Annotated in this window: 14 protein-coding genes; 12 read left to right on the top strand and 2 right to left on the bottom strand. The window is 48.6% G+C overall.

Going from position 1 to position 24,498, the window contains the following annotated elements:
* Positions 1-42: 42 nt before the first annotated feature.
* From ACOMHB_RS06000 to ACOMHB_RS05980, 5 genes are all read left to right on the top strand, one after another.
* Entirely contained in the window at positions 43-1,785 is a 1,743-nt protein-coding gene (locus ACOMHB_RS06000) for a hypothetical protein (RefSeq protein WP_448215887.1), read from the top strand.
* A 78-nt stretch (positions 1,786-1,863) separates the two neighbouring features.
* Positions 1,864-3,828 (top strand): hypothetical protein, encoded by a 1,965-nt coding sequence (locus ACOMHB_RS05995; protein ID WP_448215886.1) that lies wholly within the window; start codon positions 1,864-1,866, stop codon positions 3,826-3,828.
* 387 nt (positions 3,829-4,215) lie between these two features.
* Positions 4,216-6,324 (top strand): hypothetical protein, encoded by a 2,109-nt coding sequence (locus tag ACOMHB_RS05990; protein WP_448215885.1) that lies wholly within the window; start codon positions 4,216-4,218, stop codon positions 6,322-6,324.
* 178 nt (positions 6,325-6,502) lie between these two features.
* Positions 6,503-9,616, top strand: coding sequence for a hypothetical protein (locus ACOMHB_RS05985; protein WP_448215884.1), 3,114 nt, complete (start codon positions 6,503-6,505; stop codon positions 9,614-9,616).
* A gap of 178 nt (positions 9,617-9,794) precedes the next feature.
* Complete coding sequence (locus tag ACOMHB_RS05980; RefSeq protein ID WP_448215883.1) at positions 9,795-9,977, top strand: hypothetical protein; 183 nt, start codon at positions 9,795-9,797, stop codon at positions 9,975-9,977.
* An 81-nt stretch (positions 9,978-10,058) separates the two neighbouring features.
* Here ACOMHB_RS05980 and ACOMHB_RS05975 read toward each other — a convergent pair whose 3' ends face one another.
* The gene (locus tag ACOMHB_RS05975; RefSeq protein WP_448215882.1) at positions 10,059-10,808 is read right to left on the bottom strand and encodes an HIRAN domain-containing protein; all 750 of its coding nucleotides are present in this window, start codon (positions 10,806-10,808) and stop codon (positions 10,059-10,061) included.
* Entirely contained in the window at positions 10,793-11,719 is a 927-nt protein-coding gene (locus ACOMHB_RS05970; RefSeq protein WP_422132412.1) for a HipA domain-containing protein, read from the bottom strand. Before ACOMHB_RS05970 ends, ACOMHB_RS05975 begins: the two co-directional genes overlap by 16 nt.
* Here ACOMHB_RS05970 and ACOMHB_RS05965 point away from each other — a divergent pair.
* The 7 genes from ACOMHB_RS05965 (at position 11,718) to ACOMHB_RS05935 (ending at position 24,429) form a co-directional block, all read left to right on the top strand.
* A complete protein-coding gene (locus ACOMHB_RS05965; RefSeq protein ID WP_448215881.1) occupies positions 11,718-12,089 on the top strand; it encodes a hypothetical protein in 372 nt (123 codons plus the stop codon). The genes ACOMHB_RS05970 and ACOMHB_RS05965 overlap by 2 nt on opposite strands.
* A 173-nt stretch (positions 12,090-12,262) precedes the next feature.
* On the top strand, positions 12,263-13,906 hold the full coding sequence (locus tag ACOMHB_RS05960) for a hypothetical protein (RefSeq protein ID WP_448215880.1): 1,644 nt from the start codon (positions 12,263-12,265) through the stop codon (positions 13,904-13,906).
* Positions 13,907-14,076: 170 nt separating this feature from the next.
* On the top strand, positions 14,077-16,179 hold the full coding sequence (locus ACOMHB_RS05955) for a hypothetical protein (RefSeq protein ID WP_448215879.1): 2,103 nt from the start codon (positions 14,077-14,079) through the stop codon (positions 16,177-16,179).
* Positions 16,180-16,389: 210 nt separating this feature from the next.
* Positions 16,390-18,417, top strand: a complete 2,028-nt coding sequence (locus ACOMHB_RS05950) for a hypothetical protein (RefSeq protein WP_448215878.1) — start codon at positions 16,390-16,392, stop codon at positions 18,415-18,417.
* A 136-nt stretch (positions 18,418-18,553) separates the two neighbouring features.
* Positions 18,554-20,353, top strand: a complete 1,800-nt coding sequence (locus tag ACOMHB_RS05945) for a hypothetical protein (RefSeq protein ID WP_448215877.1) — start codon at positions 18,554-18,556, stop codon at positions 20,351-20,353.
* A 175-nt stretch (positions 20,354-20,528) separates the two neighbouring features.
* Entirely contained in the window at positions 20,529-22,640 is a 2,112-nt protein-coding gene (locus tag ACOMHB_RS05940) for a hypothetical protein (protein ID WP_448215876.1), read from the top strand.
* Positions 22,641-22,800: 160 nt separating this feature from the next.
* Positions 22,801-24,429, top strand: a complete 1,629-nt coding sequence (locus ACOMHB_RS05935; protein WP_448215875.1) for a hypothetical protein — start codon at positions 22,801-22,803, stop codon at positions 24,427-24,429.
* Positions 24,430-24,498: the final 69 nt, after the last annotated feature.

The following is a 24,498-nucleotide window of genomic DNA, read 5'->3' as shown; positions in this document are numbered from 1 at the left end:
ATTATTGAACACTTACTTTTTGCGGCACTGCTGTTGCTGCTAATGTTGTTGTCTTTCACCTGTCAGGCGGAACCGTTGACGGGGCGCTTTATTGTCGAACTTCAACAGGATGCAGGTTTCCCAAACCAGAGCTTTTCAATAAAGACAGACCGGCGTCTATTGTCCGGTAGCCCGTCAGTCATTGTCTACTTAAACGGCGATGCAGGACCAGATTTACCTACCTATTATAAACGACGTAAGCGTGTCAGTTACGAGATAATAACAACCCTCATTGAGTCGATTTACTGGCAGTTACTTTACGCCACGAATCTGCTGGTTGCCTTCGAGCTGACCCTGACCACCAGAGACACCTCTCTCAGCCCCGCTCCTTATTCATGGCTACCGGAAGAAACGGTTGCTGCTGTCGGTTGGCTTTTAAAAAGCTATTGGAACCCAGATTCACTGCTTCTGAATCGGGTTCAACAACAAGAAATAAGTCAGGATCACCCGTTTGTGATTACTGCTATGATGCGTGGCTCTGAACATAACCAACCACAAGATCAACCATCAGCTGCATCGGACCAGCCCCCCCCCGAAACACCCACCAACCCTCTAAGCTCTTTCATTAGCCTTTTGTATTCCGGCGTCGGCGAAGATAACCGAGACCCTCAACAACACTCACATACTTTGGGTTTAGATTGTTACGTCCATCCCTGCAATGGCGTTTGTATATTCCGACCACCTTCCGAAAGTCTGGCAAGCCCTGCAGAATCTGAACCCGCACGAAACTCATGCCCGCATCTGGTCAATAATCATTGTTATCGTTGCGTCAGGTATTCTGATCCTGAAATCGAAACATCGAATCCCCGCCTTGCTACTCAATTCGAATACGCTTCTGGCCAGCAATCTCAGATATATAGCATGAATAACAGACCGGCCAATAGGTGCAACTTGATAGTGTTTAAGAGTGGTGGCCAGCTGCAAACATGCGGAAAGGTCTACAGGACAGCACGAGCCCTGTCGGAACACAAAAAAGGCATTCACAGCAAGCAACAAACCTGCGAAGTAATTGTGGTTGGGGAGCATGGTCAGCAGCGTCCATGCGGCTTGGTTTGTAGAAACTCCAGAGCCCTGTCATCTCATAAACTCAGGCACCACAGCGGGCAACCTGTCTGTGATATAACAGTGGTGACAAAAGATGGCCAGCAGCGGTCATGCGGGATGGTCTGCAAGAACCCTAAAGACTTCTGGGATCACAAAAGAAGAATCCACACCGGGAAAAAAACCTGTGACGTAACTGTGGTCACAAAAGATGGTCGGCCACGGCCATGCGGGAAGGTCTGCAAAAATTTCAGTGCCTTTTCGGAACATAAAAGCAAGCAGCACAGCGGACAAAAAACCTGTGACGTAAACATGGTCACAGAGAATGGTCGGCAGCAACCATGCGGGAAGATCTGCAAAAGTGCCGGAACCCTGTCGGAACACAAAAAAAGAAACCACAACCTACCAAGAGCCTGTGACGAGCACATTGTTGGAGAAGATCAGGAGTCGCAAACATGCGGAAAAATCTTCCTTAACGCTCAAGCATTGTGGTTTCACAAAAAAAAAGACCACACAGGGGAACAAACCTGTAACTCGATGGTGGTCGCGAAGGATGGCCAGCGGCGACGATGCGGGAAGGTCTACCGGAATCTTAAATCCCTGTCTGAGCACAAAAGTAGATATCATCGAAAACGCAAGCCTGTTGATCTGGAGCAGCACGATGACCACAGCCCTTCAAAAGGTAAAGTAAGTAACGATATTTAACAGGAGGCTTTTGACAGAAAAACACGCTTATTTTTTTGATCTATCCTTCCTCTCTGTAGACCGGAACTCAAGGATAGAATGATTAAACACTCACTTTTTGTGGCATCGCTGTTACTACTACATTCCCTGTCTGCCACCGCTCAAGCCGATCCGTTGACAAGACGTTTTATGGTCGAGTTTCAACAGGATTCAGGTTTTCCAAACCAAAGCTTTCCATTAAACAAAGACCAGAGATTATCGGGTAACCCGTCAGTCAATGCCGAAACAAGCCGCCATACAGGACAAGTTTTACCATCTTATTATAAACGACAAAAATATTATGAGGTAAAAGCAACCTTGATTGGGTCGATTTCCCGGCAGTTGCTTTACGCCACGAATCTACTGGTTGCCCTCGAAGTGATCCTGACCTCCAGAGATGCCCTTCTGAGCTCTGCCCCTTATTCGTGGCTACCAGTAGAAACGGTTGTCGCTTTCGGCTGGATTTTAAAAAGCTATTGGAACCCGGATTCATTGCTGCTTAATCTGATTCGACAACAAGAGATAAGTCAGGATCACCCGTTTGTGATTACCACTATGATGCCTGGCTCTGGAAATAACCAACAACAAGGTCAGCCTTCAGGATCATCGGGTCTGCAGGCCCCCGCAGCAGCCCCCAGCCATCCGATAGGCTATTTCACCAGCCTTCTGTATTCCGACTCTGACGAAGATAACGAGAACCCTCAACAACAGCAACATACTCTTGGTTTAGATTGTTTCGTCCATCCCTGTTATGGCGTTTGTAAATTTCGATCGCCTGTTGAAGGCTTGACAAACCTTACAAAAGCAACTCCCAAACAAAATTCATCTACCTATTTGGCCAATAGACACTACTATCTTTGCATCAGTCATTCTGATCCTGTAAAAGAAACATCGAATGATTCCCCTGACATTCGACTCCAATGTTTTTCTGGCGAACTATCTCAGGCACTTCACATTGATGGCAACCCGGCCAATAGCTGCAACCTTGAAGGAGTCGCCCCGGACTCAACGGGTGCAGGCACAACCGATATAAGGGCTCCAGCCGAGCAAGCAACCTGCAACGCGGTAGTGGTCGCGGAAGATGACCATCTGCGGCAATTCGGGAAAGCCTTTCAAAGTACTCAAGCACTGTCGAATCAGAAAAGAAGAATCCATACAAGGCAAAAAAACTGTGAGGTGACTGCGGTCGGGGAGAGTGGCGAGCAACAACCATGCGGGGTGGTTTGCAAAAACGACAAATCTCCGACGTCTCATAAAAGCAAATACCATTGTGGGCCAAAAACCTGTAACGTCGCTGTGGTTGGAAATGATGGTCAGCAGCGGCCATGCGGGAAAGTCTGCAGGAACTCTGTTTTCCTGTCGGATCACAAAGGCAGACGCCACACCGGACGAAAAACCTGTGATGAAATAGAGGTCGCGGAGGATGGTCAGCAGCGGCCATGCGGGGCAGTTTGCCAGAATTTTAGAGCCCTTTCGACTCATAAATCCAGATACCACACCGGGGAAAAAACCTGTGGCGCAACAGTGATTGGGAAAGATGGCCGACAACAGCCATGCGGGAGAGTCTGCAAAAATGCTTTAGCCCTTTCGAGTCACAAAATAAGGAATCATAGCGGGCAAAAAACCTGTAACCTAACAGTGGTCGGAGAGAATGGTCAGCAACGGCCATGTGGGAAGATCTGCAATAGTGCTGGAACCCTGTCGGATCACAAAAAAAGAAACCACAGCCTACAAAGAACCTGTGACGTGAAGATTGTTGGAGAACATGGCCAGCCTCAGCCATGCGGGATGGTCTGCAAGAATTCTTATACCATCTGGGCTCACAAAAACAGAGTCCACGGTGGGAAGCAAACCTGCGACGTGATCATGGCTGAAAAAGACGCCCAGCAGAGGCCATGCGGAAAGGTCTTTAAGAATAATCTGACCCTTTCTGATCACAAAAGAAGATATCATCTAAAACGCAAATCTGTCGATGTGGACCAGGATGATGACCTCAGTCCTCCAAATGGTAAAGTGAGTAAGTAACGATCTTTAACAGGACGGTAACCTCAGCCTTCCAGAAGCTAGCAGCCTGTCGGACTTAAGACTGTCCTACACGGCAACTGCTCCTGCGTTGCTCTAGCTCCTGCATCCATGCAGTCGTGCGGTTGCAATAAATTGGTCTAAAAATCCCTGTTTCTTCGTCAAATAGCTCGCTATTCTCCTCAGAAACAGAGATTTTTATCCTCAATTTCTTGCAATCCTCGCTACGGACGCTTAAGTCCGACAGGCTGCTAGAGCGAATTAATTAGCGATCTTAAAGAGAAGATTTTTGAAAGAAAAACACACTTATTATTTTGATCTATCCTTCTTTTCTGTAAACCAGAATGCAGGGATAGAATTATTAAACACTCAATCTTTGCGGGGCTGCTGTTGCTGCTCTCTGACGTCTGCCAGGCCGAACCGTTGACATTGGGTTTTATTGTCGAGCTTCAACAGGATACAAGTTTTTCAAACCAGAGCTTTTCGATAACAACACACCGGCGCACATTGCCGGATGATCTGCCAGACATTGCAGATAAAACCAACCATTCAGAAAAGAAACTGCCACCTGAAGTCAAACGACACAAACCTTACAGTTACGGTATTAGAGCAGCAATTATTGAGTCGATATCCTGGCAGTTGCTCTACGCTGCGAACCTGCTGGCTACCCATGAACTGACCCTGACCACCAAAGGCATGCCTGTGGACGCCACCTCCCATTCATGGCTGCCGGTAGAAGCGGTTGTCGTTGTCGGTTGGCTTTTAAAAAGTTATTGGAACCCCGATTCACCGATGTTTAATCAGATTGAACAACAAGAGATGACATCTATGTTGGCACGGTGGGATCAGCCGATTGTGATCACCACTATGATGCAAGGCTCTGGAAACAACCAACCGCAGGGCCAGCTATCAGAGTCATCTGGCCAACAAGCCCCTCAAGCCACCAGTCAACCTGCAAGCTCTTTTTTCGACCCTCAATATTCTGGCTATGGCAACGGCTCCGGAGACCCTCAACAATACTTACACACTCTGGGTTTAGATTGTTTCGTCCATCCCTGTCATGGCGTTTGCGAATTTCGGCCATCTTATGAAAACGTGGACCCCGTTCAAAGGTCGCTGAATGTTGAAGAAAGTCTGGTAAACCATGCAGGAGCAACACACTGGGAAAACTCATGCCCCCATTTGGCCAATAGTCACTGCTATCGTTGCATCAGACATTCTGATAATGCAAAAGAAACATCGAATGATCCTCCTGACATTCAACTCCAATGGGCTTTTGGCCAACTATTTCAACCAAATGGCATTGATAGCAATTTTGCATATAGCTGTAATCTGATAGTGGTCGGGCGTGGTGGCCAGTCGCGACTTTGCGGAAAAGTCTTCAGAAGTACACAAGCCTTGTTGGGACACGCAGGCAGAGTCCATTCCGGGAAAAAAATCTGTGACTTAACCCTAATCGGGGAGGATGGCCAAAAGCAACCGTGCGGGAAGGTCTTCAAGAATGCCAAAACCCTGTCGGAGCACAAAAGAGGCATTCACAGCAAGCAAATGACCTGTAACAAGACAGTAACCGGGGAGGATAACCAGCCACGGACATGCGGGAAAGTCTGTAAGAATACTAAAGCCCTGTCCAATCACAGAAGACAGGACCACTCCGGGCAACAAACCTGTAACGTTATGATGGTCGGGGAAGATGGCCAACAACGGCCATGCAGACAGATTTGCAAGAATAGCCGAGCCCTTTGCGATCACAAAAGAAGCACCCACACCGGGCAACAAACCTGCGACTTTATAATACTCAGAGAGGACAGCCAACCACGAGTATGTGGAACGATCTGCAGGAGTGCCGAAAGCCTGTCGGAACACAAAAGAAATGAGCACACCGTGCAACAAACCTGTGACGTCGTAATGGTAACAGAGGATGGCCAGCGGCGGCCATGCGGGAAGGTCTACAAGAATAAACGGATCCTCTGGCATCACAAAAAATACTCCCACACCGGGCAACAAATCTGTGACTTCATGGTGGTCGGGGAGGATGGTCAAACACACCCATGCGGAAAAGTCTGCTGGAATGCTAAAATCCTGCACGACCACAAAAGAAACGCCCACAGGCAACAAATCTGTGACCTTATGGTGGTCGGGCAGGACGGCCAACAGCGGCCATGCGCGACTCTCTTCGAGAATAATAAAGCTTTGTTGTGCCACAAAAGAAACGTCCACAACGTGAAACAAAACTGTGACGTAACCGTGGTCGGAATGAATGGCCAACCCCGGCCATGCGGAAAGGTCTGCAAGAGTATTCAAGCCCTGTCATGTCACAAAAGCAGATACCACAGCGGACAACAAACCTGCAACGCTATATTGGTCGGCGAGGATGGCCAACAGCAGCCATGTGGAAAGGTTTACAAGAATGTCAGAGCACTGTCTGAGCACAAAAGAATACATCGAAAACGCAAACCTGTTGATGCGGACCACAAAGACGGTCTCAGCCCTCCATAAGGTAATGTGAATAAGTAACGACCCTTTGCAGAAGGTTTTTGAAAGATAATCACGCTTGCTTTCTTGATCTATCCGTCCTCTCTGTACAACCGGAGGCAAGGATAAAATCATTAAATACTCACTCTTTGCGACAACTCTGCTGCTACTTTTTCTGGCTGTCGCCTGTCAGGCCGAAACCTTGACCAGACGTTATGTTGTTGAGCTTCAACAGGATGCAGCTTTTTCATACCAGAGTTTTTCTATAAAAAAACACAAACGTTCATTGTCGTATAATCCGTCAGATATTGCTGACAAAAATGGCTTTAAAATACCAGATTTACCCTCTGATGATAAACGACAAAGTTTTTTTAGTTACGAAGAAAAAACAACCCTCGTTGAGTCGATTTCCTGGCAGTTGCTTTACGCCACAAATTTGCTGGTTGCTTTCGAACTGATCATGACCAGCAAAGCCCCTCCTCTGGGTACTACCTCTTATTCATGGCCACTGATAGAAGGGGTTGTCACTGTCGGCTGGCTTTTGAAAAGTTATTGGAACCCCGACTCACCACTGTTTAACCCGATTGAACAATCAGAAATGAAGTTGACACTGGGGAATCAACCTTTTGTAATCACTACTATGATGCACAGCTCCGGCTATGGCCAACAACAACACAGCCAGTCACCAGAGTCATCTGGCCAGCAAGCCCCCAGCCAGCCAGCAAGCGCTTTCACCAGCCCTTTGTCTTCTGGCTCCGACGGCCATGGAGGCCCTCAAAAAAACGCGCATACTTTGGGTTTAGATTGTTTCGTCCAGCCCTGTCATGGCGTTTGTAAATTCCGATCATCTTCCGAAAACATGGAGCCAGCTGAAAGGTCGTTGAATTCTGAAGAAAGCCTGGCTAGCCACACAGAAGCAACACCCGGACAAAACTCATGCCTCCATAATTGTCAATGCTATCGTTGCATCTGGCATTCTGATCCTGCAAATGAAACATTAAATGACCCCTCTGCCATTCAACTCCAATGCGTTTCTGACCAACTAATTCAGGTACATGACATTGATGACAACCCGGTCAATACAACCGCCCCTGCAGAGCAAGTCGCCTGTAACCTGACAATAGTCGACAAGGATGGCCAGCTAAAGAATTGCAAGAAAGTCTACAAGAGTGTCAAATCCCTTTTGAATCACAAAAGAAAAGTCCACTGCGGTAAAAAAACCTGCCTTGTGCCCGTGGTCGGAAACGATGGCCGGTTGCGACCATGCGGGAAGGTCTGGAAAAATGCCAATGCCCTGACGTATCACAGAATAACGGCGCACACCGGGCAACAAACCTGTGAAGTCATAATGGTCACTGAGGATGGTCAGGAACAGCCATGCGGAAAGGTCTGCATGAATGTCAGAGCCCTGAAAGATCACAAAAAAAATGCCCACACCGGGCAAAGAACCTGTGATGTGACCGTGGTCGGGGAGAATGGTCAGCAGCGGCCATGCGGGAAACTCTGCAAAAGTTCTCAATCTCTCTCGTGTCATAAATTCAGAGAACACAACGGAAATAAAACCTGTGATGTGACCCTGGTCTCAGAGGATGGCCAGCAGCGACCTTGCGGAACGGTCTGCAAGAATATCTACGCTCTGAGCTACCATAAAGAAACCACTCACACCGGACAAGAAACCTGTGACGTTATGATGGTCGGGAAGGATGGCCAGCAATGGCCATGCGGAAAGGTTTGCAAGAATGCCCATAGCCTGTCAGATCACAAAAAAAGAAATCACTGCGGGCAAAAAGCCTGTGATGTGATCGTGACCGATGAGGATGGCCATCTGCGGCCATGCGGGATGGTCTGCAAGAGTGTCAGCATTCTGCAGGAGCACAAAAGAAGAGCTCACACCGGGCAACAAACCTGTGACGTTATGATGGTCGGGGAGGATGACCAGCGACGGCCATGCGGAAAGGTTTTCAAGAATAACCGGGACCTTGGTAATCACAAAAGAAGTACCCACACCGGGCAACAAACCTGCGACGTTATAATATCCGGGAAGAACAGCCAACCACGACCTTGTGGAACGATCTGCAGGAGTGCCTGTGACCTGTCGAATCACAAAAGAAGAGAGCACTCCGGGCGACAAATCTGTGACATCACAATGGTCACAGAGGATGGCCAGCAGCGACCATGCGGAAAGGTCTACAAGAATAAACATACCCTCCGGGATCACAAAAAAAAAGGTCACACCGGGCAACAAGTCTGCGACTTCATAATGGGCGGGAAGGATGGTCAAACATACCCATGTGGAAAAGTCTGCAGGAGCGCTAAAACACTGTTCATTCATAAAAGAAGCGTCCACATGGTGCAAAGAACCTGTGATGTGATCGTGGCCGATGAAGATGGCCAGCAGCAGCCATGCGGGACTCTCTGCAAGGATTATAGTGCTTTGTCGGTCCACAAAAGAAGCTTCCACACCCCGGAACAAAACTGTGACGCGACCGTGATCGGGGAGAATGGCCAACCTCGCCCATGCGGAAAAGTCTGCAAGAGTGCTCGAGCCCTGTCATGTCACAAAAGCAGATACCACACCGGGCAAAAAACCTGCAACGCTGTATTGGTCGGCGAAGATGACCGGCAAAGGCCGTGCGGGAGGGTCTGCAAGAATTACCAGGTCCTGTCAGATCACAAAAGGAGCACCCACACCACGCAAAAAACCTGTGATGTGACCCTGGTCGGGGAGGATGGTCAGCCGCAGCCATGTGGAAAGATTTACAAGAATAAAAATACCCTGTCTAAGCACAAAAGAATGCATCGAAAACGTAAGCCTGTTGATGCGAACCAGATTATGATGGTCGGGGAGGATGGCGAGCGACGGCCATGCGGATCAGTTCGCAAGAGTAGCCAAGCCCTTTGTAATCACAAAAGAAGTAGCCACTCCGGGCACCAAACCTGCAAGGTTATAATACTCGGGAAGGACAGCCAACCACGACCATGCGGAATAGTCTGCAAGAATGCTCGAGCCCTGTCATGCCACAAAAGCAGATACCACACCGGGCAACAAACCTGCAACGCTATAATGATCGACGAGAAGGACCAGCGACGGCCTTGCGGGAGGGTCTTCAAGAATAGCCAGGCACTCTCGAATCACAAAAGACGCCACCACACCGGGCAACAAACTTGTGATGTGACCCTGGTCCGGGAGGATGGACAGCCGCAGCAATGTGGAAAGGTTTGCAAGAATGCAATTACCCTGTCCAGGCACCAAAAAACACATCAAAAACGCAAGCCTGTTGATACAAACCAGAAAGACGGTCTCAGCCCTCCATAAGGTAATGTGAATAAGTAACGACCCTTGGCAGAAGGTTTTTGAAAGATAATCACGCTTGCTTTCTTGATCTATCCTTCCCCTCTGTACATCCGGAGGCAAGGATAAAATCATTAAATACTCACTCTTTGCGACAACTCTGCTGCTACTTTTTCTGGCTGTCGCCTGTCAGGCCGAAACCTTGACCAAACGTTATGTTGTTGAGCTTCAACAGAATACAGCTTTTTCAAACCAGAGTTTTTCTATAAAGCCAGACCAGCGTTCGCTGTCGTATAATCCGTCAGATATTGCCGACAAAAATGGCTTTATAACTATCAACAAGCTCATCATGCTGACCGGCCACATCCTGACATGTGGTCAGTAAATGGTTGTATTTGCAGTCCCAAAGTCATTTTTTTCAAAGGTAGTCGAGTTCACATATTTTGCATGATGATTCACGGTATCATCACAAAGCGGGTGAGTAGGGTTTAAACCCTTCGTCATTAAAAAGTTTACACTGTGGTTTTGTATCTTCTGTCTTCACTGTCAGTGTGCACATCAGCTGATAGTACAAAGGCGCATCGTCATTAACCCGGTTGACCGCAAGTGTGAGATCAGCTCTCTGACCGATCAATTGATGAATGCCCTTCGCCAGATATCGTGGGCAATAACCAACAATCTCCGGTGTCTCGGTGGTGCGAATAGCGATCGCCTGGTGATCTGCCGGGTTCTGAATATCCTGCATAAGTAGAAGCGGATCGCCGGATTGCAGGGTTTTGATACGAGCACGGGCGGAGTCCGTAACGTAGCGTACGCCGTGAACAAAAAAGTCGAATTCAAAGGAACCCGTTGTATCCTGCTGCACTTCAGGAAAGACCTGCAAATTATCAGTACTTTTAGTACCACCGGTTTTGGCCAGGATAAGCAGTGGGCAATTTTGTCCCTCCAGGCCCAGCCAGGATAATAAAAGCTTATATTCAGGCCGACGTTCTGATAACAGGCGATTGGCAAACAGGGGGAACAACCGTTCAGACCGATAAACCTTGGTTAAATCCTCCATGCCGGTAAACGGTGTAAACCGTTCACTATAGCCAGCTCCCCGAGTGTATTGAAACTGGTAATGATCGCCGTTCCGAGTCAACTTGCCCACCGGGTGCCACTCTCTTTTTAACGGGTCCTGCCAGGCTAAAAATACGCTGTTTACCGATGTGTGCATAGTAGACTCCTTCTATTTTCTAAAATCATTTGTTCAGCAAATTGAATGGCTATGGGGGTTGTTACCTCCTCTGGTATTCGCTGTAGTAGCTGACCTATTTCAGCCTCGGACAGCAAGCTGAGTTTTTTCAGCCAGAAGCCTGCAGCCCGGGGCTGCATTTCTTTGGCAATAATAAAAGCATCCATGGTTTTCAATGGTTTGTTGTCGGCTTTGGACCTATAGAGTGCACAACTGGCTTTCCTGACGTATGCCGCAACGGAAAACCCCCGGTCCTTTGTGGACAGGCGTTTCTGCCGGGTATCATCCCGCTCTGTGCAGCCAAGGCTGGAAGCGTGATCATAAGTTGGGCAAAGGTACTTTTTACCGCTGGCATCGTCCAGTAAAACCGCCCAGTTTTCATGGTGCCGATCCTGATTGCTGATCAGTGCATCCAGCATAAGGTAGCCGGTAAACACGCCAGCAGCATCCATAAACTCGGGGAATTTCTCCTTAAAGGGCGGAAGAATACCACTTTTTGCGGTTTCAAGAATACCCATTACCCGTGCCACCGTATGTTCTCTGACCCGGACAAACCGTTGTTGTTCATCGCCGGGGTAGGTGTTATCAGTGGACATTAACAGCTGGTTACCCAAAGTCATCCGCCAACGGGTACGATCAGTAATAATGCTTGGGCTGGTGACACCAATATTGCCCTGAAAGCGGGCCATCTCATAGGTGGCGTGGGGAATACCCAACTGCACGCAAAGTTGCTCTGCCACCTTTTCCGACCAGTGCTCCCCGGTTAACGGGCGTGACTTTTTAAACAGCCATTTCTGTTTCTGCCAGGTATACCAGGATTTCTCCTTGGTGCCGAGATCCTCCGGCGAGTCCATCTCCTCCCTGATATCGATGATTTTATAGGGTGTTGTCATGCCGGGGTTCCTGGCTTTCTTGGGTTATTTAACGGTGACCTGGCCGTTCATTAGCATGGGAAGTAGCCACTCCGGGCACCAAACCTGCAAGGTTATAATACTCGGGAAGGACAGCCAACCACGACCATGCGGAATAGTCTGCAAGAATGTTCGAGCCCTGTCATGCCACAAAAGCAGATACCACACCGGGCAACAAACCTGCAACGCTATAATGGTCGACGAGAAGGACCAGCGACGGCCTTGCGGGAGGGTCTTCAAGAATAGCCAGGCACTCTCGAATCACAAAAGACGCCACCACACCGGGCAACAAACTTGTGATGTGACCCTGGTCCGGGAGGATGGACGACGGTCTCAGCCCTCCATAAGGTAATGTGAATAAGTAACGACCCTTGGCAGAAGGTTTTTGAAAGATAATCACGCTTGCTTTCTTGATCTATCCTTCCTCTCTGTACAACCGGAGGCAAGGATAAAATCATTAAATACTCACTCTTTGCGACAACTCTGCTGCTACTTTTTCTGGCTGTCGCCTGTCAGGCCGAAACCTTGACCAGACGTTATGTTGTTGAGCTTCAACAGAATACAGCTTTTTCAAACCAGAGTTTTTCTATAAAGCCAGACCAGCGTTCACTGTCGGATAAACCGTCAGATATTGACGGCAAAAACGACTTTAAAAGACCAGATTTACCCTCTGATAATAAACGACAAAGATTTCTCAATTACGAAGTAAAAACAACCCTCATTGAATCGATTTCCTGGCAGTTGCTTTACGCCACGAATTTGCTGCTTGCTTTCGAACTGATCATGTCCAGCAAAGCCCCCCCTCTGGGTGCTACTTATTCATGGCTCCCCGCAGAAGGCATTGTCACTGTCGGCTGGCTTTTGAAAAGCTATTGGAACCCCGACTCACTGCTGTTTAAACCGATTGAACAATCAGAAATGAGGTTGTCACAAGGGAATCAGCCTTTTGCAATCACTACTATGATGCACGGCTCCGGCTATGACCAACAACAACCACAACAACAAAGCCAGCTATCAGAATCATCTGGCCAACAGGCTCCGCAAGCCACCAGCCAACAAACAGGCGCTTTCACCAGCCCTCTGTTTTCTGGCACCGGTGACGGCTACGGAGACCCTCAACAAGACACACATACTTTAGGTTTAGATTGTTTCGTATACCCCTGTTATGGCATTTGTGAATTCCGACCATCTTTCGAAAACACAGAGCCAGATGAAAGCTGGCTGAATTTTGAAGAAAGTCTGGCAAGCTATACAGAAGTAACACCCGGACAAAACCCATGCCCCCATGACTGTCTCTGCTTTCGTTGCATATGGCATTTTGATCCTGAAAATGAAAGATCAAATGATCCCTTTGCCATTGAACTCAAATGCACTTCAGGCCAACTATTTCAGTTAGATGGCATTGATGACAACCCGGTCAATACAACCGCCCCTGCAGAGCAAGTCACCTGTGACCTGACAATAGTCGGTAAGGATGGCCAGCTACGGAATTGCGAGAAAGTCTACAGGAGTATCAAAACCCTTTTGAATCACAAAGGAAAAGTCCACTCCGGTAAAAAAACCTGTCTCGTGCCGGTAGTCGGGAAGGATGGCCGACTGCGACCATGCGGGGAGGTCTCGAAAAATGCCGGTGCCCTGTCGAATCACAAAAGAAGGGCCCACAGTGGGCAGCAAACCTGTGAAGTCATAATGGTCACAGAGGATGGTCAGGAACGGCTATGCGGAAAGGTCTGCATGAATGCCAGCGCCCTGTCGAATCACAAAAAATGCGCCCACACCGGACAAAGAACCTGTGATATGACCGTGGTCGGGGAGGATGGTCAGCCGCAGACATGTGGGAAACTCTGCAAGAGTGCTCAATCCCTCTCGTGTCATAAATTCAGTCACCACACCGGGCAAAAAACCTGTGACGTAATCCTGATCGGAAAGGATGGCCAGCAGCGACCTTGCGGAAAGGTATACAAGAATGTCAGTGCTCTAAGGTATCACAAAAAAAACACTCACACCGGGCAAAAAACCTGTGATGTGATCGTGGCCGACGAGGATGGCCAACAGCAGCCATGTGGAAAAGTTTACAAGAATGCCAAAGCACTGGCTATTCACAAAAGAACACATCGCAAACGCAAGCCTGTTGATACCAACCAGAAAGACGGTCACAGCCCTCCATAAGGTAAGTAACGCCCCTTAGCAGAAGGTTTTTTAACAGAAAAACACGCCTGCTTTCTTGATCTATCCTTCCTCTCTGTATATCCGGAAGCAAGGATAAAATCATTAAATACTTACTCTTTGCGACAGCTCTGCTGCTACTTCTGCTGACTGTCGCCTGTCAGGCCGAAACCTTGACCAGACGCTATGTCGTCGAGCTTCAACAGGATGCAGCTTTTTCAAAGCAGAGTTTTTCCATAAATCAAGACCAACGTGCATTGTCGGATAACCCGTCAGATATTACCGATAAAAATGGCTTTAAAAGATCAGATTTACCCTCTGATTATAAACGACAAAGTTTTTTCAGTTACGAAGTAAAAGCAACCCTCATTGAGTCGATTTCCCGGCAGTTGCTTTACGCCACGAATTTGTTGCTTGTCTTCGAACTGATCATGACCAGCAAAGCCTCTTCTGTGGGTGCCCGTGCTTATTCATGGCCACCAATAGAAGGGATTGTCACTGTCGGCTGGCTTTTGGAAAGCTATTGGAACCCCGACCCGGCACTGTTTAAACCGATTGAACAATCAGAAATGAGGTTGACACAGGGGAATCAGCCTTTTGCAATCACCACTATGATGCACGGCTCCGGATATGACCAACAACAATCACAACAACAAAGCCAGCTATCAGAGTCATCTGGCCAACAAGCCCCGCAAGCCACCAGCCAACAAACAGGCTCTTTCACCGACCCTCTGTCTTCTGGCTCCGGTGACGGCTACGCAGACCCTCAACAACACGCACATACTTTGGGTTTAGATTGTTTCGTCCACCCCTGTCATGGCATTTGTAAATTCCGACCATCTTTCGAAAACATGGGGCCAGATGAAAGGTCGCTGAATTTTGAAGAAAGTCTGGCAAGCCTATCAGGAGCAGTACCTGAGCAAAACTCATGCCCCCATAATTGTCTCTGCTATCGTTGCATCTGGCATTCTGATCCTGCAAATGAAACATCAAATGACCCCTTTGCTATTCAACTCCAATGGGCTTCTGACCAACTATTTCAGGTATATGGTATTGATGACAACCCGGTCAATACAACCGCCCCTGCAGAGCAAGTCAGCTGTAACCGGACAATGGTCGATGAGGATCGCCAGTTACGGTGTTGCGAGAGAGTCTACAAGAGTGTTCAATCCCTTTTGAATCACCAAAGAAAAATCCACACTGGCAAAAAAACCTGTCTCGCACCCGTGTTCGGAGAGGATGGCCGACTGCGACCATGCGGGGAGGTCTGGAAAAATGCCAGTGCCCTGTCGGGCCACAAAAGAAAAATGCACACTGGGCAGCAAATCTGTGAAGTAATCGTGGTCGGAGAGGATGGTATAACGCAACCATGCGGGAGAGTCTGCAAGAATGCCATTATCCTCTCAGATCATAAAAAAAGAAAGCACATGGGGCAAAGAATCTGCACTATGATCCTTGCCGATGAGGATAGCCAGCAGCGGCTATGCGGGAAGGTGTGCATGAATGTCCACGCTCTACGGTATCACGAAAGAAGCGCTCACACCGGGCAACAAACCTGTAACGTTATGATGCTCGGAGAGGATGGCCAGCAAAGGCCATGCACGCTGATCTGCAAGAATGTTGGAGCCCTGACGAATCACAGAAACAGATACCACTCCGGGCAACAAACCTGTAAAGTAACCGAGACAGGAGAAGATGGCCAACCTCGAGCATGCGGCAAGGTCTTCAAAAATGTCAGCGCCCTGGGGTATCACAAAAAAAGCGCCCACACCGGGCAACAAACCTGTGACGTTATGATGGTTGGGGAGGATGGTGAGCGACGGCCATGCGCAAAGGTTTGCAAGAATACCATAGCCCTTTATGATCACAAAAGAGGTACCCACACCGGGCAACAAACCTGTGACGTTATGATGGTTGGGAAGGATGGCGAGCGAAGGCCATGCGGAAAGGTTTGCAAAAATATCCAAGCTCTTGGTGATCATAAAAGAAGCGAGCACACCGGGCAAAAAACCTGTGATGTGATAGTAGCCGATGAGGATGGCCAGCAACGACCGTGCGGGAAGGTCTACAAGAATAGACATGTCCTCTGGGATCACAAAAAAAACGCCCACACCGGGCAAAAAATCTGTGATGTGACCGTGGCCGATGAGGATGGCCAACAGCGCCTGTGTGGAAAGGTTTACAAGAATGCCAAAACACTGTCTGTGCACAAAAGAACACATCGCAAACGCAAGCCTGTTGATACGAACCAGAAAGACGGCCTCAGCCCTCCATAAGGTAATGTGAATAAGCAACGACCTTAAGCAGAAGGTTTTTTCTTGATCTATCCTTCCTCTCTGTATAGAAGGTGTCACGAAACTCCAACAAATCGTTCCCACGCTGGGACCCACAGGGCCTGAGAGCATGGAAACCAGAGTTTTGCGACCCGCTCTATATCCGGAGGCAAGGATAAGATCATTAAATACTCACTCTTCGCGGCACCTCTGTTGCTACTTTTGCTGACTGTCGCCTGTCGGGCCGAAACCTTGACCGGACGCTATATTGTCGAGCTTCAACAGGATGCAGCTTTTTCAAACCAGAGTTTTTCTTTAAAGCAAGACCAACGTGCATTGTCGGATAACCCGTCAGATATTACCGAAAAAAACGGCTTTAAAAGACCAGATTTACCCTCTGATGATAAACGACAAAGATTTTTCAGTTACGAAGTAAAAACAACCTTCATTGAATCGATCTCATGGCAGTTGCTTTACGCCACGAATTTACTGGTTACCTTCGAACTGATCATGACCAGCAAAACCGACCCTCCGGGTTCTACCTCTTATTCATGCTCACCAGTAGAAGGGATTGTCACTGTCGGCTGGCTTTTGAAAAACTATTGGAACCCCGACTCATCGTTTTTTAAACCGATTAAACAATCAGGAGTGAGGTTGGCACGGGGGAATGAGCCCATTGCGATCACTACTATGATGCACGGCTCCGGATATAACCAACAACAACCACAACAACAAAGCCAGCTATCAGAGTCATCTGGCCAACAAGCACCACAAGCCATCAGCCAACAAACAGGCTCTTTCACCAGCCTTCTGCATTCTGGCTTTGGTGACGGCTTCGGAGACCCTCAACAACAAGCACATACTTTAGGTTTAGATTGTTTCGTCCATCCCTGTCATGGCATTTGTATATTCCGATCATCTTTCGAAAACATGGGGCCAGATGAAAGGTCACTGAATTCTGAAGAAAGTCTGGCAAGCCTTACAGAAGCAAAACCCGGACAAAACTCATGCCCCCATAATTGTCTCTGCTATGGTTGCATCTGGAATTTTGATCCTGCAAATGAAACATCAAGTGATCCCTCTATCATTGAACTCCAATGGGCTTCTGGCGACCAATTTCAGGTACATGGCATTGATGACAAACCGGTCAATACAACCGCCGCTGTGGAACAAGTCAGCTGTCACCTGACAATGGTCGATGAGGATGGCGAGCTTCGCAATTGTGAGAAAGTCTACAAGAGTGTTGCATCCCTTTTGAATCACCAAAGAAAAATCCACACCGGCAAAAAAACCTGTCTCGCGACCGTAGTCGAGAAGGATGGTCGGCTGCAACCATGCGGGGAAGTCTGCAAAAATGCCAGTAACCTGTCGAATCACAGAAGAAGGGTCCACAGCGGGCAACAAACCTGCAACTTTACAGTGGTCGAAGAGGACGGCCAGCAGCGACCTTGCGGAACGGTCTGGAAAAATGCCGGTGCCCTGTCGAATCACAAGATAAGGACCCACACCGGGCAACAAACCTGTGACGTGACAGTGGTCGAAAAGGATGGCCAGCAGCGACCTTGCGGAACGGTCTGCAAGAGCACCAGAGCCTTGTCGTTTCACAAGCGTGGATACCACAGCGGGCAAAAAACCTGTGAAGTGATCGTGGTCGGCAAAGATGATAAACCGCAACCATGCGGGAGGGTATGCAAGAATTCCATCACCCTGTCGCATCACAAAAGAAACGCCCACACCGCTCAAAGAACCTGTGACCTGATCGTGGTCGGGAAAGATGGTCAGCCGCGGCCATGCGGAAAACTCTGCAAGAGTGCTCAATCTTTCTCGTGTCATAAATTTAACCAGCACACCGGGAAAAAAACCTGTAACCTGACCGTGGTCGAAGAGAATGACCAGCAGCGACCTTGCGGAACGGTCTGCAAGAACCCCAAAGCTTTATGGATTCACAAACTTGGATACCACAGCGAGCAAAAAACCTGTGATGTGATCGTGGTCGATGAGTATGGCCTGCAGCGGCCATGCGGGAAGGTCTACAAGAATGTCAGCGCTCTATGTGATCACAAAAGAAGGCCTCACACCGGGCTACAAGCCTGTGACGTTATGACGGTCGGGGAGGATGGCAAGCAATGGCCATGTGGAAGGGTTTACAAGAATGCCAAAGCCCTGTCTGTGCACAAAAGAATACACCGAAAGCGCAAGCCTGTTGCTGCGAACCAGAAAGACGCTGTCAGCCCTCCATAAGGTAAAGTGAATAAGCAAAAACTTTTAGCAGAAGGTTTTTGAAAGAAAAACACGCTTGCTTTCTTGATCTATCCTTCCTCTCTGTACACCCCGAGGCAAGGATAAAATCATTAAATACTCACTCTTAGCGGCTCCTATGCTGCCACTTTTGCTGACTGTCGCCTGCCAGGCCGAAACCTTGACCAGACGCTTTATTGTCGAGATTCAACAGGATGCAGTTTTTTCAAAACAGAGCTTTTCTATAAAGTCAAATAAACGCTTAATGTCGTATATTATATCGGATATTTCCGAAAGAAACTGTTTTAAAACACCAGATTTACCCTGTGATGATAAACGACAAAAATTTTTCAGTTACGAAATAAAAACAACCCTCATTGAGTCGATTTCCCGGCAGTTACTTTACGCCACGAATTTGCTGGTTGCCTTCGAGCTGATCATGACCAGCAAAGCCCCTCCTCTGAGTGCTACCTCTTATTCGTGGCTACCGATAGAAGGGGTTGTCACTGTCGGCTGGCTTTTGAAAAGCTATTGGAACCCCGACTCACCGCTGTTTCAACCGTTTGAACAATCAGAAATGAGGTTGACACAGGGGAATCAGCCCTTTGCGATCACTATTATGATGCACGGCTCCGGCTATAACCAACAACAACCACATCAACAAAGCCAGCTACCAGAATCATCTGGCCAACAAGCCCCACAAGCCAACAGCCGACCAACAAGTGCTTTCACCAACCCTCTGTCTTCTGGCTCCGGTGACGGCTTCGAAGACCCTCAACAACACGCACATACTTTAGGTATAGATTGTTTCGTTCACCCCTGTCATGGCGTTTGTAACTTCCGACCATCTTCCGAAAGCATAGGGTCAACTGAAAGGGTGCTGAAATCTGAAGAAAGTCTGACAAGCCCTGCAGGAGCAACAGCCGGACAAAACCTATGCCCCCATAATAGTCTCTGTCATCGTTGCATCAGGCATTCTGATTCTGCAAATGAAACATCAAATAATCTCTTTGCCATTCAACTCCAATTCACTTCTGGCCAACTGTTTCAGGGACATGGCATTGATGACAACCCGGTCAATACAACCGCTCCAGTGCCAGTCCCCTGTAACCTGACAATACTTGATGAGGATGGTCAGCTACGAAATTGCGAGAAAGTCTACAAGAGCGCTTTTTCCCTTTTGAATCACAAAAGAGCATACCACTCCGGTAAAAAAACCTGTCTCGCGCTCGTGGTCGGGAAGGATGGTCAGCTGCGACCATGCGGGAAGGTCTGCAAGAATGCCAGCACCCTTGGGTATCACAAAAGAAAGACGCACACCGGGCAACAAACCTGTGACGTCATAGTGGTCAAAGAGGATGGTCAGGAACGGCCATGCAGAAAGGTCTGCAAGAATGCCGACGCCCTGTCGAATCACAAACAAAACGCCCACTCCGGGCAAAGAACCTGTGATGTAACCGTGGTCGATGAGAATGGTCAGCTGCGGCCTTGCGGGAAGGTCTTAAAGAATGCCGGTCTCCTGTCGAGTCACAAAAGAGACGCCCACACCGAGCAAGAAACTTGTGACGTGATCGTGGTCGGAGAGGGTCACCAGCAGCGACCATGCGGAAGGGTCTGCAAGAACGCCAAAGCCCTTTCATCTCACAAGGCTGGATGCCACAGCGGGCAAAAAACCTGTGCAGTACTCGTGATCAGCAAGGATGGTAAACCACAATTGTGTGGGAGGGTCTTCAAGAATGCCTATATCCTGTCAGATCACAAACAAAGAAAGCACAGTGGGCAAAAAACCTGTGATGTGACCCTGGTCGGAAAGGATGGTCAGCCCCGGCCATGTGGAAAGGTTTTCAAGAATGCCAAAACCCTGTCTGTGCACAAAAGAATGCATCGAAAACGCAAGCCTGTTGATACAAACCAGAAAGACAGTCTCAGCCCTCCATAAGATAATGGGAAGTAACGACCTTTAACAGAAGCTTTCTGACAAAAAAACAGGCTTACTTTCTTGATCTATCCTTCCTCTCTGTATATCTGGAGGCAAGGATAAAATCATTAAATACTCACTCTTTGCGGCACCTTTGCTGCTACTTTCCCTGACTGTAGCCTGTCAGACCGAAACGTTGACAAGACGTTATATTGTCGAAATACAGCAGGATGCAACTTTTTCAAAACAGAGTTTTTCTGTAAAACCAAACCAGCATATACTGTCGTATGATACGTCAGATATTGCCGACAAAAACGGTTTTATAACACCAAATTTACTCTCTGATTATAAACGACGATGCTTTTTCGGTTACGAAGTAAAAAAAAACCTGATTGAGTCGATTTCCTGGCAATTGCTTTACGCCACTAATTTGCTGGTTGCCTTCGAACTGATCATGACCAGCAAAGCCCACCCTCCGGGCGCTACCTCTTATTCATGGCCACCGGTAGAAAGGATTGTCACTGTCGGCTGGCTTTTGAAAAGCTATTGGAACCCCGACTCACCGATGTTTAAACCGATTGAACAATCAGAAATGAGGTTGACCCAGGGGAACCAGCCTTTTGCAATCACGACTATGATACACGGCTCCGGATATGTCCAACAACCACAAAGCCAGCTACCAGAGTCATCTGGCCAACAAGCCCCACAAACAACCCGCCAGCCAACAAACGCTTTCACCAACCCTCTGTCTTCTGGCTCCGGTGACGGCTTCGAAGACCCTCAACAACACGTACATACTTTGGGTATAGATTGTTTCGTTCACCCCTGTCGTGGCGTTTGTAACTTCCGACCATCTTCCGAAAGCATAGGGTCAACTGAAAGGGTGCTGAAATCTGAAGAAAGTCTGGCGAGCCTTACAGCAACAACACCCGAACAAAACCCATGCCCCCATGATTGCCTCTGCTATTGTTGCATCAGGCATTCTGCTTCTGCGTATGAAACATCAAATAATCTCTTTACCATTCAACTCCAATGCGCTTCTGGCCAACTTTTTCAGGGATATGACATGGATGACAACCCGGCCAATACAACCCCCCCTCCAGAGCCAGTCCCCTGTAACCTGACAACGCTTGATGAGGATGGTCAGCTACGAAATTGCGAGAAAGTCTACAAAAGCGTTCAATCCCTTTTTGATCACCAGAGAAAAGTCCACTCCGGTAAAAAAACCTGTCTCGCACCCGTGGTCGGGGAGGATGGCCGTTTGCGACCATGCGGGGAAGTCTGGAAAAATGCCGTTGCCCTGTCGAATCACAGAAGAAGTGCCCACACCGGGCAACAAACCTGTAACGTCATAATAGTCACAGAGGATGGTCGGGAACGACCATGCGGAAGGGTCTGCAAGAATGCCAGTGCCCTGTCGAGCCACAGAGGAAGGACACACACCGGGCAGCAAACCTGTCAAATCACAATGGTCACAGAGGATGGTCAGGAACGTCTATGCGGAAAGGTCTGCATGAGTGTCTTCGCCCTGTGGAGTCACAGAACAAGTGTCCACTCCGGGCCAAGAACCTGTAATGTAACCGTGGTCGGTGAGGCTGGTCAGCTGCGGCCTTGCGGGAAGGTCTGCAAGAATGCCAGCGCCTTTTCCGATCACAAAAGATACGCCCACACCGGGCAACAAACCTGTGACGTGACCCTGATCGCAGAGAATGGCCAGCAGCGGCCTTGCGGAAAGGTCTTCCAAAGCACCAGAGCCTTGTCGTCTCACAAGTTTGGATGTCACAGTGGGCAAAAAACCTGTGAAGTAATCGTGCTCGGCAAGGATGATAAACCGCAACCATGCGGGAAGGTCTGCATGAATTCCGGCGCCCTGTCGAGCCACAAAAAAAGCGCTCACACCGGGCAAAGAACCTGTGATGTGACCGTGGTTGGGGAGGATGGTCAGCTGCGGCCATGCGGGAAACTCTGCAATAGTGCAGGTTCTCTCTCCTCTCATAAATTCAAACAACACAACGGGAAAAAAACCTGTCAGGTAACCATGGTCGCAGAGGATGGTCAGCCGCGACCTTGCGGAACGGTCTGCAAGAATGTCAGCGCTCTAAGGTATCACAAAATAAGCACCCACACCGGGCAACAAACCTGTGATGTGACCGTGCTCGGGGAGAATGGTCAGCTGCGACCATGCGGAAAGGTTTACCAGAATGCAATGGCCCTGTCTGCGCATAAAAGGACCCATCGAAAACGCAAGCCTGTTGATGCGAACCGGAAAGACGGTCTCAGCCTTCCGCAAGGTAATGTGAATAAGTAACGACCTTTAGCAGAAGTTTTTTGACAGAAAAACACGCTCACTTTCTTGATCTATCCTTCCTCTTTGTATATCAGGAGGCAAGGATAAAATCATTAAATACTCACTCTTTGCGGCACCTTTGCTGCTACTTTTGCTGACTGTCGCCTGTCAGGCCGAAACGTTGACAAGACGTTATATTGTTGAGCTACAACAGGATGCAGATTTTTCAAGCCAAAGTTTTTCTATAAAGCCAAACCAAGGTGCACTGTCGGATGATCCGTCAGATATTGCCGACAAAAACGGTTTTGTAACACCAGATTTACTCTCTGATTATAAACGACGATGCTTTTTCAATTGCGAAATAAAAACCACCCTCATTGAGTCGATTTCCTGGCAGTTGCTTTACGCCACGAATTTGCTGGTTGCCTTCGAACTGATCATGACCAGCAAAGCCCCCCCTCCGGGTGCTACCTCTTATTCATGGCTACCGGTAGAAGGGATTATCACTGTCGGCTGGCTTTTGAAAAGCTATTGGAACCGCGACTCACCGCTGTTTAAACCGATTGAACAATCAGAAATGAGGTTGACACAGGGGAATCAGCCCTTTGCGATCACTACTATGATGCACGGCTCCGGATATGACCAACAACAACAACAACCACAAAGCCAGCTACCAGAGTCATCTGGCCAACAAGCCCCACAAACACCCCCCCAGCCAACAAGCGCTTTCACCAACCCTCTGTCTTCTGGCTCCGGTGACGGCTGCGGAGACCCTCAACAACAGGCACATACTTTGGATTTAGATTGTTTCGTTCACCCCTGTCATGGCGTTTGTAAATTCCGACCATCTTCCGAATTCACCTGCAACCTGACAATGATCGATAAGGATGGCCAGCTACGGAATTGCAAGAAAGTCTACAAGACTACTCAATCCCTTTTGAACCACAGAAAAGGATACCATACCGGTAAAAGAACCTGTCACGTGCCCGTAGTCGGGAAGGATGGTCGGCTGCGACCATGCGGAGAGGTCTGGAAAAATGCCACTGCCCTGTCGAATCACAGACTAAAGGCCCACACCGGGCAACAAACCTGTAACGTCATAATGGTCACAGAGGATGGTCGGGAACGGCCATGCGGAGAGGTCTGCAAGAATGCCAGTGCCCTGTCGGGCCATAAAAGAAGGAAGCACACCGGGCAGCAAACCTGTGAAATCATAATGGTCACAGAGGATGGTCAGGAACGTCAATGCGGAAAGGTCTGCAAGAATGCCAGCGCCCTGTCGTGTCACAAAACAAGCGCCCACACCGGGCAAAGAACCTGTGATGTGACCGTGGTCGATGAGGATGGTCAGCCACGGCCTTGCGGGAAGGTCTTCAAGAATGCCGGTCCCTTGTCGGGTCACAAAAGAGACGCCCACACCGGGCAACAAATCTGTGACGTGATCGTGGTCGGAGAGGGTGGTCAGCAGCGACCATGCGGAACGGTCTGCAAGAACGCCAAAACCCTTTCATCTCACAAGGTTGGATGCCACAGCGGGCAAAAAACCTGTGCGGTACTCGTGGTCAGCAAGGATGGTAAACCACAACTGTGTGGGAGGGTCTTCAAGAACGCCTATATCCTGTCAGATCACAAAAAAAGAAAGCACAGTGGGCAAAAAACCTGTGCTGTGACCGTGGTCGGAAAGGATGGTCAGCCGCAGCCATGTGGAAAGGTTTACAAGAATGCCAAAACCCTTTCTGTGCACAAAAGAATGCATCGAAAACGCAAGCCTGTTGATGCGAACCAGAAAGACGGTCTCAGCCCTCCATAAGGTAATCTGAAGTAAGCAACAACCTTTAACAGAAAGATTCTGACAGAAAAACAGGCTTACTTTCTTGAT

The sequence above is a fragment of the Endozoicomonas sp. 2B-B genome, from assembly GCF_053470045.1.
Note: the sequence above shows the minus strand (reverse complement) of the source record. Positions and strands in the feature narration are given on the sequence as shown.

Coding starts and splice junctions, on each gene's coding strand:
- ACOMHB_RS05995 (WP_448215886.1), top strand. CDS start 1,864: ATGATTAAACACTCACTTTTTGTGGCATCGCTGTTACTACTACATTCC.
- ACOMHB_RS05945 (WP_448215877.1), top strand. CDS start 18,554: ATGCTGCCACTTTTGCTGACTGTCGCCTGCCAGGCCGAAACCTTGACC.
- ACOMHB_RS05970 (WP_422132412.1), bottom strand. CDS start 11,719: ATGACAACACCCTATAAAATCATCGATATCAGGGAGGAGATGGACTCG.
- ACOMHB_RS05975 (WP_448215882.1), bottom strand. CDS start 10,808: ATGCACACATCGGTAAACAGCGTATTTTTAGCCTGGCAGGACCCGTTA.
- ACOMHB_RS05965 (WP_448215881.1), top strand. CDS start 11,718: ATGCCGGGGTTCCTGGCTTTCTTGGGTTATTTAACGGTGACCTGGCCG.
- ACOMHB_RS06000 (WP_448215887.1), top strand. CDS start 43: ATGTTGTTGTCTTTCACCTGTCAGGCGGAACCGTTGACGGGGCGCTTT.